Origin of the sequence: Paenibacillus sp. PvR133 (assembly GCF_017833155.1) — a bacterium.
Classification (GTDB): Bacteria; Bacillota; Bacilli; order Paenibacillales; family Paenibacillaceae; genus Paenibacillus; species Paenibacillus polymyxa_B.
This window is the reverse complement of record NZ_JAFIBS010000001.1, coordinates 1730181-1747070: the sequence shown is the minus strand read 5'-3', so window position 1 is coordinate 1747070 and position 16890 is coordinate 1730181. Positions and strand designations below refer to the sequence as shown.

The 16890-nt window shown below is 48.6% G+C and carries 14 protein-coding genes and 1 riboswitch; of the genes, 3 read left to right on the top strand and 11 right to left on the bottom strand.

Annotated features, from left to right (window positions below; translation table 11 throughout):
* Positions 1–12 precede the first annotated feature (12 nt).
* The 3 genes from JOE49_RS07790 to JOE49_RS07780 form a co-directional block, all read right to left on the bottom strand.
* Positions 13–939: an ABC transporter ATP-binding protein gene (locus JOE49_RS07790; protein WP_028541233.1), complete on the bottom strand. Its 927-nt coding sequence runs from the start codon at positions 937–939 to the stop codon at positions 13–15.
* A complete protein-coding gene (locus tag JOE49_RS07785; RefSeq protein WP_209940842.1) occupies positions 917–1948 on the bottom strand; it encodes an ABC transporter ATP-binding protein in 1032 nt (343 codons plus the stop codon). Before JOE49_RS07785 ends, JOE49_RS07790 begins: the two co-directional genes overlap by 23 nt.
* Before the next feature lie 325 nt (positions 1949–2273).
* Positions 2274–3863 (bottom strand): DUF6359 domain-containing protein, encoded by a 1590-nt coding sequence (locus JOE49_RS07780; RefSeq protein ID WP_028541235.1) that lies wholly within the window; start codon positions 3861–3863, stop codon positions 2274–2276.
* A gap of 215 nt (positions 3864–4078) precedes the next feature.
* Positions 4079–4194: riboswitch (glycine riboswitch) on the top strand.
* 211 nt (positions 4195–4405) lie between these two features.
* On the opposite strand from JOE49_RS07780, the gene sdaAB reads away from it, so the two are divergent.
* Both sdaAB and sdaAA read left to right on the top strand, forming a co-directional pair.
* The gene (sdaAB, locus tag JOE49_RS07775) at positions 4406–5095 is read left to right on the top strand and encodes an L-serine ammonia-lyase, iron-sulfur-dependent subunit beta (RefSeq protein WP_013308430.1); all 690 of its coding nucleotides are present in this window, start codon (positions 4406–4408) and stop codon (positions 5093–5095) included.
* Positions 5085–5984 carry an L-serine ammonia-lyase, iron-sulfur-dependent, subunit alpha gene (gene sdaAA, locus JOE49_RS07770; protein ID WP_013308429.1) on the top strand — a complete coding sequence of 300 codons (900 nt, stop codon included), beginning with the start codon at positions 5085–5087 and terminating at the stop codon, positions 5982–5984. Before sdaAB ends, sdaAA begins: the two co-directional genes overlap by 11 nt.
* Before the next feature lie 70 nt (positions 5985–6054).
* On the opposite strand, the gene JOE49_RS07765 is transcribed toward sdaAA, so the two are convergent.
* The 6 genes from JOE49_RS07765 to JOE49_RS07740 all read right to left on the bottom strand — a co-directional run bounded on the left by JOE49_RS07765 (position 6055) and on the right by JOE49_RS07740 (position 12767).
* A complete protein-coding gene (locus tag JOE49_RS07765) occupies positions 6055–8391 on the bottom strand; it encodes an Ig-like domain-containing protein (RefSeq protein WP_076159119.1) in 2337 nt (778 codons plus the stop codon).
* Positions 8392–8606: 215 nt separating this feature from the next.
* Positions 8607–9767 carry a serine hydrolase domain-containing protein gene (locus JOE49_RS07760; protein ID WP_209940841.1) on the bottom strand — a complete coding sequence of 387 codons (1161 nt, stop codon included), beginning with the start codon at positions 9765–9767 and terminating at the stop codon, positions 8607–8609.
* A 164-nt stretch (positions 9768–9931) separates the two neighbouring features.
* Entirely contained in the window at positions 9932–10393 is a 462-nt protein-coding gene (locus JOE49_RS07755) for a pyridoxamine 5'-phosphate oxidase family protein (RefSeq protein ID WP_209940840.1), read from the bottom strand.
* A 71-nt stretch (positions 10394–10464) separates the two neighbouring features.
* Positions 10465–10689 carry a non-oxidative hydroxyarylic acid decarboxylases subunit D gene (locus JOE49_RS07750; RefSeq protein WP_053324466.1) on the bottom strand — a complete coding sequence of 75 codons (225 nt, stop codon included), beginning with the start codon at positions 10687–10689 and terminating at the stop codon, positions 10465–10467.
* A gap of 40 nt (positions 10690–10729) precedes the next feature.
* Positions 10730–12148, bottom strand: a complete 1419-nt coding sequence (locus tag JOE49_RS07745) for a non-oxidative hydroxyarylic acid decarboxylases subunit C (RefSeq protein WP_209940839.1) — start codon at positions 12146–12148, stop codon at positions 10730–10732.
* 28 nt (positions 12149–12176) lie between these two features.
* On the bottom strand, positions 12177–12767 hold the full coding sequence (locus JOE49_RS07740; RefSeq protein ID WP_013369033.1) for a flavin prenyltransferase UbiX: 591 nt from the start codon (positions 12765–12767) through the stop codon (positions 12177–12179).
* A 160-nt stretch (positions 12768–12927) separates the two neighbouring features.
* On the opposite strand from JOE49_RS07740, the gene JOE49_RS07735 reads away from it, so the two are divergent.
* Positions 12928–13833, top strand: coding sequence for a LysR family transcriptional regulator (locus JOE49_RS07735; protein ID WP_076159133.1), 906 nt, complete (start codon positions 12928–12930; stop codon positions 13831–13833).
* A gap of 72 nt (positions 13834–13905) precedes the next feature.
* Here the strand turns inward: JOE49_RS07735 and JOE49_RS07730 are convergent, their stop codons facing one another.
* On the bottom strand, positions 13906–15090 hold the full coding sequence (locus tag JOE49_RS07730; RefSeq protein WP_076159136.1) for a response regulator: 1185 nt from the start codon (positions 15088–15090) through the stop codon (positions 13906–13908).
* Positions 15071–16867 carry a sensor histidine kinase gene (locus JOE49_RS07725; RefSeq protein WP_209940838.1) on the bottom strand — a complete coding sequence of 599 codons (1797 nt, stop codon included), beginning with the start codon at positions 16865–16867 and terminating at the stop codon, positions 15071–15073. Before JOE49_RS07725 ends, JOE49_RS07730 begins: the two co-directional genes overlap by 20 nt.
* Positions 16868–16890: the final 23 nt, after the last annotated feature.

Here is a 16890-nt window from a genome sequence, read left to right as displayed (position 1 = left end):
TCTGTACCCCCCTTATGGTAGCGCGACTTGATGGGATGGACTTACTGATTTTAGTGCAAACGGCTTTCCACTCACGTCTAGATGTTTGGGCAGCTCTGTTTTGTAGGAGGATAAAAGCATTCGCCTTTTTTGGGCATTTTCCAGCCGTTTTGTAGGATCAATATTGGGAATGGTTGCAATGAGGCGCTGGGTATACAGATGCTGTGGACGCTCATAAATGTCTTGCTCGCTCCCCTGCTCCACTAGACGGCCTCGATACATAATACCGATTTGGTCGCACATATGGCGGATAATACCCAAGTCATGACTGATGAACAAATACGTCAAATTAAATTCCCGTTGCACATCCTTCATAAAATTCAGCACCTGTGCCTGCACGGAAACGTCCAGTGCCGACACCGGCTCATCAGCAATGATCAGCTTGGGGTTTAATGTCAGCGCACGCGCGATCCCGATCCGTTGCCGTTGCCCCCCGGAAAATTCATGCGGATATTTGTAGGCTGCATCGGCGTTCAAGCCGACCTTTTCCAGCAACGTCTGTACTTTCCTCCGTTCCTCCTCACTGCTCAGCCTTTCAAAATTTCGCAGCGGTTCAGCAATGACATCCAATACGCGCTTGCGCGGGTTGAGCGAAGAGTAGGGGTCCTGAAAAATCATCTGAATGTCTCTACGCAGCGGATGACGGTTGTTACGGCTCAGAGCCGCAAGGTCCTTTCCCTTAAAAAGAATCCGTCCGCTCGTCAGCTTATTTAGACCGATGATCGTCCTGCCTGTCGTCGTTTTTCCACAGCCGGATTCTCCCACCAGCCCGTATGTCTGGCCTGCCTCAATGCTGATCGACACGCCATCCACTGCTTTCACCTGATCGATAACACGCTGGAAGAAACCACCGCGCACCGGATAGTGGACCCTCAAATCATTTAACTCCAGTAGTGCCATGAGCAGCTTCCCCCTTTGCCTCGTCTTCAAAATGAAAATGCTGGTAACATGTACAACGGACCCAATGTCCAGGGGAAATTTCATTTAGTTGGGGATGGTCTTCATGCACTCCCTGCTGAATCCAGGGAATACGCGGGGCAAAGCGACAGCTATTGCGGGGGATATCTTGTAATGAGGGAACAATGCCGCCGATGACATGCAGTGATTCCCCCTTGGTATGCGCTCCCGGCATGGAAGCAAGCAAAGAACGCGTGTACGGATGCTGTGGATGCCTGAATAATTCAAAAACATCAGCGCTCTCCACGATTTCTCCGGCATACATGACCACCACACGGTCGGCTACTTCTGCCACAACACCAAGATCATGCGTAATCAAGATAATTCCGCTCCCACTCTCCTGTTGAAGCTGTTTGAGCAAGTCGAGAATTTGCGATTGGATCGTTACATCGAGCGCAGTAGTTGGTTCATCTGCGATAATAAGAGAAGGTCGGCAAGCTATGGCAATCGCGATCATCACACGCTGACGCATCCCTCCTGACAGTTCATGCGGATACTGCTCATACACACGCACAGGATTCGGTATATCTACGCTTTCCAGCAGCTCCAGCACACGTTCCCTTTTTTGCTTCGTAGATAGTGACGTATGATAATCAAGATTTTCCTCAATCTGCTTACCAATGCTCATTAACGGGTTGAGTGCTGTCAGCGGGTCCTGAAAGATCATGCCAATGCCCGCTCCGCGGATTTTATTCATTTGCCCTGAAGAAAGACGGTTCAGGTCCGTGCCTTTAAAAAGGACCTCTCCCTCTACACGCGTGCGTTCCATGTCATGCAGTTGTGCGATCGAAAGCGCCAGCGCGCTTTTGCCACAGCCGGATTCTCCGACTACAGCCAGCACTTCATTGGGGTTGACCGTCAGATACAGATGGTCGACTGCGGGGTGATATTGATCATTGATGCGAAAAGAGACGGATAATCCTTTAATTTCCAACACGGGTCCGGTATTCAATGCGCGCTTCCTCCATTCTCCATGGTCTTGTCCCGCTTATTCTCACCATGTTTGATGTTTAAAACCTCTCATGAACATTACATACCGTTTTTGTCGGAATAATTTGAATACATCCTATCACCAGTATATGGATATATCAATTAAGATTATGCTATCAACATCATTTAAAAAATCAATGATCCAGCAGTAGCGCGGTCTTTCTGGCACAAAATGTAATGAAATAACCAACCACAGGTTAATTTTCATCACAAAAAAAGTCGTTTGATCCCTCTGCAGGGATCAAACGACTAACTAATACCAGCTCACATTGAGCTTCTGGCGATAATTACGAAGCCGCTCCATAGGAGCCAGACTTGAACGTTCTAGGATCGTACCATTTGTAGCCTGCTGCCGGAGCAGACCAAGGCTCAGGCTGCGGTTCCGTGGAAGCCGCAGGCTCCTCGAATGGTAGAAGCTTCGTCGGTTGATCCAGAGTCAAACCTGCCACATCAGACAATTTCGTGTAGTCCTGCTTCCATGCAAGCCATTGAACCGTTTGCACCAGGAAGGTGGAATCATCCACTTCTTTAAAACCATCATATGTCTTCTTCGACTGTCCGTTTTCCTCACGCACATATTTCGGTGTAGCATCTTCTACAGGGGAAGAATCACCGATGAACGCTGCCTTGCCTTGACCTACCTTGGAGATAGCGGCATAAGGTCCTTCCGCACGGCCCCCGCCGTTATAAACTCCCTGGTCTACCGCATTACCCCATTTTTTCGTGCCTGAAGGGATATAAGCAATGCCTTTAGCCTTGGTAGGATCAATAATAGCCAGCGTAGATCCTGCATGCATTGCAATCGAGCGCACACCCTTGGTAATGCCGAAAGATTGATCTGCGGCTACAATTTCGGTAGCATTCACATCACCCAGCGCATTGTAACGGAAACGAACGCCAAAGTTGGCCGCCAACCAATCGGAGCTTGTTAATCCTTGCATCGCCGGTGATGCAGCTTCTTCTGCAGTCATGCCCTTGGCCGGATTAGTATAGGCTCCACGACGGTAACCATTCATAACCTCGGAGGAATCCCAACGGTTTTTGTTACGGTCCGCATTATAATGATCGGAGATGAAGAAGACGCTCCCCCCGCTATTCACGTATTGCAGCAGGGCAGCCTGCTCGGATGCCTTAAAGGCAACATTCGCTTCACCAATAATGAACACATCATATTGGCGCAACTTATCATATGTTATAGCCTGCTCTCCATAAGTAAAAGGAATGGGACGATTCAATTGGTCTACCGTAAAGCCTACATTACGCAGTCCATTGGCAAAGTCGGAGAAGGCGCCTTCAATGACCCAATCTGCTGCACCAGCGGTCTGTGCGTGCGTATTATCGAACAGCACCTTTTTGCCTTTTCCATCCGGCAGTGTAGTACCGGGTTGACCCGGGTTGCCAGGTTCGCCTGGTTCCCCCGGCTCGCTTCCGCTCACCAGTTCAACAGCGCTTGGACTTTTCACTCCACCAAAATTATTGTAGGCGCCGAGTGTACCCGTCACACGAATTTTGCTGCCGATCAGCTCAGGATGGCCTGATAGCCCATATTGCCCTCTGTACGCTGAAGTCAGCTGTACATCCAACAGATTAGACGTATTACGTTCATTTGCCTGATCGGCAATCAGTACGTTAAAATCATTCGCGAACGGGGAAGAAAAGTTAGCCGTTTTCGATCCGGTAGCATGTCCGACGATGTAACCTTCCACCGTCACCGTACCTCCACTGCTTTGGCGCTGAAGTGCTTCGGCTACTGTCAATGCTCCCTCCGCCTTGACCTGACCGAATGGAACGAAGATCCCAATCAGCAGTGATACGATCGCTGCTAGATGCAACATCCCTTTTAAGCGTGAACCTGTGAATCGCAAGCCTTTTACCATACGTCAATATCCCTCCTATGATTTCCATAAATATACTTGTCCTTTATCAGATTAGCCGCCAATCTTCTAATTCCTTCCTGATTTCATCCATAATTATGTAAATTTTAATCTTTTTTATTGGAAACGCACCTGTTTATGTAAAAATTGAACCCTGTGATTGACACCGAGCACGGCATACATTACCCTAAGGAAGACATGTAGAACGGTATACGCGAATGAAGATGACGGGAGAGTCTGTCCAGGGAGCCTACACTCTGGCGGCACCGAAGGAGCAAGACGCCAGCACCCGGCTGGCGGATAATCTCTCAGGTCCATGTATCGTCATCTGACGCAACTCTGGAGAGAGCGCAAGCCACCCAAGGGGTAAGGCGGTAAGAACACCGCACGAAACTCTCAGGTAACGAGGACAGAGATAAGGGAAACTTCCTTATCCTGTCCTTTTTTGTGCTCACATTGTGCGTCAGCATTAGGAACCGTCATAACCGCGCAAAGACGCGGAAATACCATATAGTATGGTATTAGAACATACAGGGGGCCACACCATGCGTTTCAAAGATGTATTTTCTATTATCGGTCCGGCCATGACCGGACCTTCCAGTTCACACACCGCAGGCGCGGTGCGGCTCGCACGCGTTGCCCGGCACTGGCTCGGGACGCAGCCTGACCGTGCCCGCATGACGCTGTACGGCTCCTTTGCCGACACGTATAAAGGACACGGTACAGACCTGGCGCTCATCGCAGGGCTGCTTAATTACGATACGGACGATCACCGGATTCCGGATGCCGAGCAATGGGCAGAGCAAGCCGGGATGGCCGTGGAATTCGCCGTCAGCGGACTCCCCGCGCCTCATCCGAACACTGTCCGTTTCGAACTGTGGAAGGGCGAGGATCAGCGCACACTGCTGGGCTCCTCCATCGGCGGCGGCAGCATCCATGTCCAGCAGCTCAACGAATTCCGGGTCAATCTGACCGGGGAGCTGCCTACGCTGGTGCTTCTCCACTCGGATAAGCCCGGTACATTGGGCGCGATAACTTCAGCGCTGGGCGCGGCCCACATTAACATTGCCTATATGCACGTAGATCGCAAAGGCCGGGATGGTGAAGCACTCACCGCCATTGAAACGGACAGTTCTGCTCCAGCTGAACTGATTGCGGAACTGCGTTCTTTACCTCATATGTATGAAATTAAGATGATTAATTTGAAAAAAGGAGCTGAATCCGATGCGGTTTAGCCATCTGCATGAAATCAGCGCTTTATGCGCTGAAGAATCCACCACAATTGGCCGCTTGATGATTCAAGAGCAGGTACAAGAGACGAATACAACGGAGGAAGAAATCTTTCGCCAAATGTCTGATTATTATGAAGTCATGAAGGAAGCCGTTCATCGCGGTCAGACACAAGACACCGTATCCCGCAGTGGATTGACGGGCGGTGACGGCAAGCGCCTAGCCGAGTATCTGCGGTCAGGGGAAACCTGCTCCGGCGATGCCTCCGCGCTCGCCATGGCTTATGCCCTCTCTGTGTCGGAGGTAAATGCATCCATGGGTCGCATTGTCGCCACGCCTACCGCAGGCTCATGTGGGGTTATCCCTGGTGTGTTCATCAGTGCGCAGGAGCGGTTCGGCTGGGATGATGAGCATATGGTGAACGGCCTGTTCGCCGCTGGAGCCATTGGCTACGTGATCGCCAACAACTCCTTCATTTCTGGCGCGGAGGGAGGCTGCCAGGCTGAGATTGGTTCAGCTATCGGGATGGCTGCTGGCGCTATGGTCGAGCTGCGTGGTGGTACGCCTGAACAGGCTGTTCACGCCGTGGGCCTCGCTCTTAAGAACACGCTCGGCCTGATTTGCGACCCCGTCGCTGGACTCGTGGAGATTCCGTGCATCGTGCGCAACGGGCTGGGAGCCGTGACTGCGCTTGCCGCAGCGGACATGGCTTTGGCGGGTGTGCGCAGCGCTATTCCGTCTGACGAAGTCATTGACGTGATGCTTGAAGTCGGCAGTGCGATGCCGTCGAAGCACCGCGAGACCGCCAAAGGCGGCTTGGCCCAGACGCCGACTGGCAAGCGTTTGACCGAATCACTTACACGCAACACACCGACCAAGAAGGATAAGTCATAATTTATAAGCGGTGCCTCCTTAAAATAAAAGAGCAAGCATGTCGTCCTTGGACGTATGCTTGCTCTCTTTTTTACTGAACGGTTACCTGTATCTTCGTCATTTTACCTGCATATTTCACAGTAATTACTGCTTTGCCCTTGCCCTGTGCCTTAATGTTACCGTCTTTGACGGTCGCAACAACAATTCTGGACGAGGACCAGACAGCCGGTTTGGAAACATCCTTCTCCGACTCATCCTTATACGTGGCTGTAGCCGTAACCTTGGCCAGCTGTCCTGCCTTCAAATTCAAAGCAACTTCGTCTGTTTGCAGATATTTAAGCGTATCAACATCCACGGGTACGCTGATTACCTTCCCGCCAAACTTCGCCTGAATGTTAGCTTTACCGTAGCTAACCGCAGTAACCTGACCCTTTTTAACAGTGGCTACCTTATAATTAGACGTTTTCCATTCAGCTTGGGCCGTAACGTCCTTTTCTTTACCATCACTCGATTTAACCACAATCGCGATGGTTTTTTGATCTCCGGATTTAAGTGACAACGCGATTGCATCCGCTTCAATCTTTTGCGCTACGTCCACTTCTACCGTAAACGTAATGTTTTGCTTGCCATATGAAGCAGTCACCGTTGCCTTACCGCTACCATTCGCTTTGATCAAACCTTCGCTAACTTCAACCACTTTTACATTGCTCGTTGTCCAGGTGGCGTCCTTGGTTACATCTGTTTTTGTACCGCCACTCTTAACTCCTGTTACTTTCAGCTGCTTCGTTTCCTGAGCACCAAGTGCAATTACACGCGAGTCTGTTTCCAGACGGTCTACAAGGCCTACTTGTACGTTAATCGTCAGTTTTTTGCCATTATAGGTCGCTGTAATAACCGCTTTACCAGCGGATTTACCCGTAATCGTTCCTTTGGACACAGAAGCAATATCTTCCGCGCTTGAAGCCCATTCTGCATCCTGTGTTACATCTTCCTTACGCCCATCCGCATAAGTAGCCGTCAAAGTTGCAGTATAGTCCTCATCAATATCAATCGTTGCCGTTTTGGAGGACAGAGACAGATCACCGGGTACATTTACGGATACCGTAGCTGTAACTGTTTTGCCACCATAAGAAGCGGTGATCGTAGCCTCACCTGTTTTATAACCCGTGACTTCTCCCGCACTGACAAAAGCGATATCTTCATTGCTGGACTTCCACTCTGCCTTACTTGTGATATCTTCTTCCGTACCTGTTACATACGTTGCGGTCAGCTTGAGCTTTTTGGATTCCTTGGCATTCAGGCTCAGCTTGTCCTCACTCAAATCCAAATATCTGGAGGTTTCGACATCTGTCTTGATCGAAACAGTCTTATCTCCATACTTAGCGGTCACCGTAGCCGAACCCGCTCCAATGGCCATAATCGTTCCCTTATTCACAGTCGCAATTTTTTCATCGCTTGATGTCCAAGTAGCTTTATCTGTGATATCCGTTACCGTCCCATCCGGGTAAACGGCAGTAACTTGTATTTTTTTAGATTCATCCAGACGGAGAAAAATATTGGATTCGCTGGCTTTCAGCTTATTCGTTTGATCGACATCTACCGAAATCGTAGCGGACATCGTGCCATACTTACCTGTAATTGTCGCCTTTCCCGCGCTGTAGCCGGTAATGGTGCCTTTCAGTACATCCGCCACGGCTGCATTGCTGGAGCTCCACTCAGCAGACTCTGTCACGTCCTGTACCGATCCATCCGGGAACGTCGCCGTAAGTTTAACCTTCTCAGTATCCTTCAGCAAAAGAGAAACCTCTGATGAACTGACATCGAGACGTTTAACCTGCTCCACCTGCACAGCAATGGTTACGGTCTGTTGACCATATACGGCCTTAATATTGGCTGTACCTGCTCCCTGAGCGGTAACCAATCCGTTAACTACTGTGGCTACCTTTTGATTATCGGAGGTCCAAGTAGCATCACCCGAAACCTGAGCAGTTGTATTATCACTGTATGTCGCTGTCAAATCAACCTGTCCTGTACCGCTTGAACGCAAGTTCAGGCTTTGTACACTGGATGTCAGCGCCTTAACCTTTTTCGTTACATGTACCTGAACCGATTGCACCTTCTCTTTATAGGTCGCAACCACGGTGGCTTCCCCTTCAGCCTTGGCCGAAACTGTACCGTTATACACGGTAGCAATAGTTGTATTATCACTTTTCCAATCCGTGCTTACGGTTACATTCGAGGTTGTCCCATCGCTAAAAACAGCAGTAGCCGTCAACGCAGCCGTATCTCCCTGCTGCAAAGTTACCTCGTTAGAGGAAAGGACAATCTTGGAAAGCACCGCATCCGCAGCAGATGCAAACCCTGCATATGATGTAAAACTTGAAATCAGGATGACCAACGCCAGAAAACCGGACCATCTATTCTTCAAAATCTAATTCCCTCCCATTCCAAAACTTAAATTAAGGATTTCGCAAAATCCTTACACCTACGTTTTATGTCGTCATATGGAAAAGAATAGTTTAGGCTTCGAAGGAAATTTGGTCCTTATTAACTAGATCATTTCTGATAAAGATTAGACATTACAATTTGTGTAGCTTCAGAGCCATAGTGAAGAGTTTCCCCAACAGACCCACAACCTCGCATTTACAAACAGCTATAAGCTGCTGCGCGAACTCTCAAATGATGGTATTCTTCCATATTAGGAGCCAGTTGGTGCATATAAACGACGGAGAATTGTTCGCTTGGATCTATAGAAACCCAAGTGCCTGCTACTCCCGTCCAGCCAAATTCTCCAATAGAACTATTTGCATGCCCAGCCGCTTTATCAATTAACGTGCGCACGCCCAGTCCGTAACCATAACCTGTATGATAAGAATTAGTAAAATCCAATAATTGATCTGTATTCAGATGATTGGTGCGCATTAAATCAATAGTTTTTCTCCCTAATAGCCTCACACCATCTACCATACCTCCATTCGACAGCATTTGTGAAAATGTAAGGTACTCCTTAACTGTCGAATACAGACCTGCGCCCCCACTTTCATATATAGCATCGGGCTGATGATATTCATCCAAGAAACCCTCTATTTTTTCTAGCTCTCCGGCGTCTGTTCGTTGGTAAAAGGAGGCCATTCGCGATTCAATATCTCCACGATATCGGTAACCTGTATTGTTCATTCCAAGCGGATCAAATATTTCATCCTTTAGGAATTGCCCTAATGATTTACCTGAAATCACTTCAATAAGACCTGCAACCAGGTCATGTCCATATCCATATAACCAGCGTGTTCCCGGCTCAAATGAAAGTGGAATATCAGAAAGCGCTTTAATTTCTGTGCGCAGATCATATTTCCCCTGCTTTTCCTTTAACGTTCTAAGGACCTTTTGCATTGCCCGTCCTGTCTCTGAAGACTCGGAAGCGTAAGGAAGACCCACACTCATATTGAATATATGCTTAATTAAAATGGGATTCTCCGCCTTATCCACATAGGTGTATCCGTTAGGAGCGGTTTTGAATACATGCGCATTACGATATTCGGGAAAATATTCATACAAAGGCTCATTCAACAAAAATTCCCCGCGTTCGTACAGCATAAGTGCAGCCGCACAGACAACAACTTTTGTCATGGAAAACAAGCGATACACTGTATCCTCAGTGATTGGCTTTCGGGCTTCCAGATCAGCATATCCATGATATCCTTCATACAACACTTGACCATTCTGGGCAATGGCACAACCGCAACCTGCTGGCCCATTTGCTACGAAATGTTTCAATAGCTGATCTACCTTGTCAAAACGAGACATATTCATCCCTCCTATTTTTACTTCAAAAGAAACAACCTTCCCCTCGCGCTCTAATTTCCTGTTCTAACAAGCTCAGCGCGATCCCTTGTAAGCGCTTATTCCCCGCATTTATTTTAACGGTAAACTTGGTAAATACATAGATTATTTGTCATAATCAGATGGCTTTACATTAACAGCTCGGCCACCGTTTCCTTCCAGCGATGGATCACCGATTCCGGTTCCTTGAGACGGACCGTGACACCTGTCAAGATATCCGCATATTGGGCCGAATCTCCTCTGGATGCAACAACATGAGCCGCAAATCGCTCACGTACATGCTTGGCTCCGGGCAAAGCAGGCAGATGTTCCAGCGACAACCGCACATAATGCGCCTTCCCCCCGGTAAACACCGCAAGCGTCGCCTTCCTGGTACGAATCATGTTGCCCGTCGTGGTCGTGCCTGGCCATAGTGCCAGACGCAAATTCCCCTCGTCCAGCGCTACAACTTCGCCCACACTAATCATCGCTATGTGCGGCCACTGATCTTCCGTGACCGTCAGCAGCATCATTGCTTCATGCTGCTTGTCCTCCAATACCTTACCGTCCAGTAGCGTGAACAGTTCCTTACCGATCCTTGGTGTCTGCATGAAGTATAATCCCCTTTACATTTGGCCTATAACTTCAAAGTACCATAATTTACGGCTACTTACGAACGACCCTATATCCGCTCTGGAATAGGAGGAACATGAGCAGCATTCGGAATATCTTTGGGGTTTACCTTGAACGCCGATTTATACTTTGCTGGATCAGTAATGCTATCCGGTTCTGAGGTCCGCCATGTGAACAGGCATACAGGGCACAACAAAACCTCCCAGGCGCCTTTAACTGGCGAGCGGGTAACAACCTCCGAACGATTAGATTCACAACGGGGACAAATATGCATCTGTCAGCACTCCTTTAATCTTTTTTTGTTTTTAAAATATTTAGCGAAGCATTTGGCTCAACTTTTTCTCCCATTCTGCTACACCCAACGGGGAATCGAGCGACTGCGAGTAATGTCCTCTAATATCCGGTGCTACAGGTGTCGTCGCATCCAATATCATTTTGTGCGTCATACCTGCCGGGTCAGAACCGGGGTCAAGCGGTAAAATAGACAAGCCTGGGACTATGACAGTATCATGCTTTGGATGAAGCTTGGTGGATAAAGCCCACATGACCTGCGGCAGATTGAACGGATCGACATCCTCATCCACCACAATGACCAGCTTGCAATACCCTAATCCATGCGGAGTCGTTAACGCACGCATTCCCACAGCCTTTGCAAAGCCGCCATACCGGGTTTTCGTGGAAATAATAGCGACCAGCCCATGCGTATACATGGCATTAACGGCTACGATTTCATTAGGAAAAGCATCCTTAAGCTGCTGAAACAACGGTACACTTGTATTCACACCGATCATATAATCCGTTTCCGTCCAAGGCATCCCGATGTACAGATGCTCAAAGATAGGCTGTTTGCGGTGATATACACGATTAATCTGAATGACTGGCATCGCGCGACCGCCGGAATAGTGACCTGTGAATTCACCGAATGGACCTTCATACTCACGTTCACCTGCTAATACTTCGCCTTCCAAAATGACCTCAGCTCCCCAAGGCAGATCCAAATCTGCATCCTTCGCTTTGACCACACGGTAAGGCTCACCCTGAATGGCGCCCGCCATCTCATATTCGGATTGATCGTACAGCAGCGGCGTAGAAGCAGCCGTTGTAATCACAGGCTCACATCCGAGGGCAATAGCGACCTTCAGATTTTCGCCGCGCTCCTCAGCCTGACGGATATGGATCGCAATATCATGCTGTGGTACAGGCTGGATGCCCAAACGGTTCTTGCCTTTTACCTGCATCCGGTACAAACCGACATTTTGCTTACCGTAGGTGTCCGGGTCATCCAGATCGCGTGAAACTAGAATTGCTTTATCCAGATAAAACCCTCCGTCCCCCTGATTCAAACGAAACAACGGCAAAATATCAAACAAATTAATATCCTCTGTAATCTCGACTTCATGAAAGGGTGCGGTTTCTTCCCGCTTCACGGGCACCGGGAATTGTTCATAGCGTCTGGCAAATTCAAAAAACTGCTCCTTGAGCGGCGTGTTTTTTGGCATTCCCATCATGAGGGCATGATTGGGCCAGGAGCCCATCACATTCATTGCAATACGAGCATCCGTATATCCATAGATGTTGTTGAAAAAGAGAGCAGGCGTCTTATCTCCAAGATTGTTTAATGCTCTGTTAGCTGCTGCGAGGTCCGGCTCCGGCTTTACCTCATCGCTGATCGTGAGTAATTGTCCCTCCTTTTCCAAGGTGTGTAGAAAATCGCGAAAGTCTTTATAAGCCATTGTTCATTCTCCTTCGTCTTTCGATTTCTCAATTCTGGTGCAGCCTGGAGTCATTCTGCTTCATTCCATCCCAGCGTTTGGCTGCGGTTGTGACAATACCGAACTGATCCAATGCACGAAAAACAATATGATCCACTAATTCCTCGATACTTGCAGGATGATTATAAAAGGCAGGCATCGGCGGCAGGATCATCACGCCCATACGTGACAGCTCCAGCATATTTTCCAGATGGATACTGCTTAATGGTGTTTCCCTGGTCATGAGCAGCAGCTTCTTTCGCTCCTTCAGTATCACATCCGCTGATCGGGTAAGCAGGTTGTCCGCCATACCTATACGAATAGAGGCAAGGGTCTTCATGCTGCAAGGAGCGACGACCATGCCGTCTACTCGAAAGGAGCCGCTGGAAATACGCGCAGCCTGATCCTTATACGAGTAGACTGCATCCGCCATTGCCTCCACTTCCTTCACCGTGTAGCCTGTCTCATAGGGAATGTTCGCAATAGCCCACGGGGATAGCACCAGATGGCTTTGGACTCCAGCCTCTCGTAATTGTTGTAATATACGGATACCGAAGATCGATCCTGTCGCTCCCGATATTCCTACAATGATTTTCTTCATATGTCCCCTCCTTCCACCCCATCGTTTTATGTTCACCCATGCATTACTGTCAAAAATTATACGCCTGTTCCTTGCACACGAAAAATATATATAATATATGGAATACATACTTTAAAAGTATCCAAATTGAAGCGTTCTTTAGAAATAAGGAGGAATCCCAATGGACATGAAGCATCTGCATTACTTTTGCGTCATCGTGGAGGAAGGGCAAATCACCAAGGCCGCCAGAACGCTCAACATGGCCCAGCCTCCGCTGAGTCAACAACTCAAAAATATGGAGGACGAGCTTGGCGTAAAGCTGATTTACCGTGAAGGAAAGAAGTGGGAGGTAACCGAGGCCGGATATACACTGTATACACGCGCCAAGCGATTATTGGCTGAAATGGAGGACACCTGTAGAGAAATTGGGGAGTTTGAAAACAAAGTAACTGGTACACTTTCCATAGGCACGTCATCCGCCTGTATGTCTCTGATTACTGAACAACTCAGCCGCTTTCATCAGGATTTTCCAGAGGTATACGTTAAAATAGGACACGGAGACACACATCATCTGGAAGAACTGCTGCACCAAAATAAAGTGGATCTGGCCCTGCTGCTGCTTCCGGTAGATGACAAATCGTACCATACGATTGAACTGGAGGGAGTTTCTTTTGTTGCGGTTCTTCCGTGTGAATGGGCAGATCGCCATCCCAGTGGGGAAATTACCTTAGAGGAAGCTGCCAGCTATGACCTCTTGTTGGGACGCCGAACAGAAGGACACGGACTATACGAAACCGTCATCCGCAAATTTCAGGAACACCATCTTATTCCGCACGTCGTACTGGACTGTCCAGAAATATCGACCATTCTCTCGCTCGTTTCCACAGGCATGGGAATTACCATTATTCCAGACGCTGGCTTAGGACAAGAATACGGGGACAGATTTCGCACACTCTCCATTAAGGAGCCATTCCCCTTCACACGGCCTGCCGTCGTATGGCGCAAGGATCGTTATTTATCCAATGCAGCTCGCAAATTTGTTGAACTGCTACAAGCTGGAGACACGAAAAAGACTGCTCCCGAGTAGATGCTCTACCGCTCTACTCCTGAAACAGTCTGATGCTTGAAGAACTTCCTTCATTCGGTCGTTGATACCGCCTTATTTGACTCCCTGATGTCGATACTCGGTTGGAGTCATTCCACATTTGCGCCGGAATACCTGTGTAAAATGCCTCATATCCTGATAACCGATCCGCTCTGAAATATCAGCCAGCCGCAGATGAGGATCACTGAGCAGCCGCTTCGCCTCCTCCATACGCAAGCAAATGACGTAATCCTTGTAGCCTTGTCCCATCTTTTGCTTGAATAACTGGCTGAAATACACCGGATTCAAAAATACGATTGAAGCCACCTTCTCCAGCGACAGCTCCTCTGTAAAGTGAGCCCGAATGTATTGCAATGCCACATCTACCGTATGCATGCCTTTGCGGAGACATTCTCCTGTATCCGCTGCTGCGGCTGCAATCTCCTCTGGCGTACGTCTTAGTCGCGCCACCTCTTCAGGTATGGAGGCAAAATTGTGATGAACACCCGAACGTGTAATTTGTAGGGGCACCTTCACATAACGCTTCAAATGGGATTCGAGCAATGTCTCTAGCCGTGCGGCCTCTGCCTCATCCCTTAGCCTTGCAATGCCCAGGAGACTATGGCGGTCTAGACTGACGACAAAGCCGCTGCCTCCTGCCTCAATGAGCTCGGACAGTACATTTTCAATCATAAAATGCTCCAAATGCGTCTGCTTGTGATCAGGTTCCATACGAACCATGAAGAGATGGAATTCCGGATAATTTTCGACAAAAGGCTGTATATCCAGCTTGCCCGTGTCCAGTCCAAGGGCATAGCGTTGGAAAACGGCTTCACGCAAATAAACCATATTGGATTTGAGAAGCCTACCCTCGTTCGCCTGCTGCGAGGCCACAAGCGCTTCGGCTGCCAGTATTTCAATGCATTCCAGCAGCTTTCTTTTACCAATCGGCTTTAACAGGTAGTCTTTGGCACCCAGCTTTACTGCTCTTTGTGCATAATGGAAGTCGGAATGGGCCGAAATAACAACCCACTGCAGATGAGGATGCTTTCGCTTAGAAATACGCATGAATTCCAGACCATCCATACCGGGCATCAGGATATCAGTTAATACAATATCTACAGGATGCTCCGCCAGAATGCCTGCTGCCTCCTCGGTGGAAGCAGCGAGATGAATGCCGCAGGTTGGTAGAGCTTGGCCAATGGTACGCCGAATCCCCTGCCGAATCATATTTTCATCGTCAGCTATCAGAATATTCATGTTTCTCCTCCTTCTGTGGCAGAGGCACACTTACAGTGACTGTTGTTCCGGCCCCAGGTACGCTAGAGATCCGTAGGCCGTACTCTTCTCCGAACATGTGCCGTAGCCGTAAATTTAGGTTTTGCAGGCCGATGCCTCCCGCCTGCCCGCTGCCCGCCTGTTTGCCGGGTTCTGCCAAAGCGACCTGGACCACCTCCCATCGTTCGTACTCCATCCCTGCACCGTTGTCGATGATGTGCAGGCTCAATACACCGCCATATTCCTCCGCTCTGACGAGCAGCTTGCCACCTGTATCCGCATGAAGAGGCTCCAGTCCGTGCTTCACCGCATTTTCAATCAATGGCTGTAAGGTCATTTTCGGCAAGCGGATATCCATCCATCGTTCTTCAATATTGATGTCTACGGATACCCTGCCCTCCAGCCGGGCTTGGATAATGGTGAGATAGTGGCCAACCTGCTCCACTTCTTCACAAAGGCTTACATCGGTCCCCTCTTCGCAATGGCTGCTGTAACGGAACATATGGGATAAGGAGAGAACCACCTCTCCGAGCTGATCTTGTCCCTTTTCATCCAGCATCCAATAGATCATATCCAGCGTATTATATAGAAAATGTGGATTGACCTGCGTCTGAAGCGCGTGCAGCTCTGCATTTTTTTCGCTGACTGATGATATACGCACCAGCTCAATCAGCTCTGCAATCCGTCTTACCATATGGTTAAAAGAAGTAGCTAGCTGATTAATTTCTTCATAGGATTTGGTGTTTACCGTATGACGGAAATTTCCTGTCTCTACCCGCTTCATTTCCCGAATGACTCGCTTGAGTGGAAGGGAAATGCCCCTGGAGACGATAGATGCAATTAACGCCGACACAATAATAAGTATAGGTGCCACGATAAATAAGTACCTTTGATTTTGCACCAGCTCCACGTTCAGATCCTCACTAGGTGTCACACTAATCACAGACCAGTCGGCAAACGGCAACTTGGAAGCGATTACAACTTTTTCATTACTTCGATTTACAATAACATCCTCCTCCGGTACCTGCTGCTCTAGATTTTGCAAATCCGGTGGCGGATCAGAGGAAGTGGCCGACACAATTCGATTTTCATGACCTAACAAATATACCTGACTATTGGTGCCCAGCCGCAAATTGTGGAGAGCGGACAAAACAGAACGCGGCTCAGCCTCAAACAGGACAATACCAATCGGCTTGTGCTCATCCAGATCATAGAGCTGCCGTCCAAACGCAAACACGGGTCTGGTTTCCACCTGATCAATGACAGAATGAGGATACACGCCCAGCCATGCAATTTTGCCCGCCGACTTTCGAATTTCCTTATACCATTCCGTATGTTCGTAATGAGTATCAATGACATTCATATAATTGCCATAGTTATATACCTTGCCTGTGTCTGTGATGACATGGATGCCAATCAGATCCTCACGCGAATAATAGATAGCGCCCAGAATATTCGTAATCGTACGTTCGTTGATGTAATTGACAGCAGGTAAATCACTACTATCCGTCGTCAACAGACGAACCAATTCCATATTGTTGCTGATCGATTTGGAGAGACTGTTATAGCTGCCGAGTAGCAATTCGAACAGGCCTGCCGTCTGGGATACATTTTTACGCGCCAGCTCGCTGACCTTATCATGGAACTGCACCGTAGTACGGTTGTAAAATAATAGACTGACCGCCAGCACAATGCCGGACATGCTCAACAGGAACAGAACAAACAAGCGGTATTGAATGGATTGAAAACGGCGCAGCATACCTCCGTGCGCTCCTTTCGCAT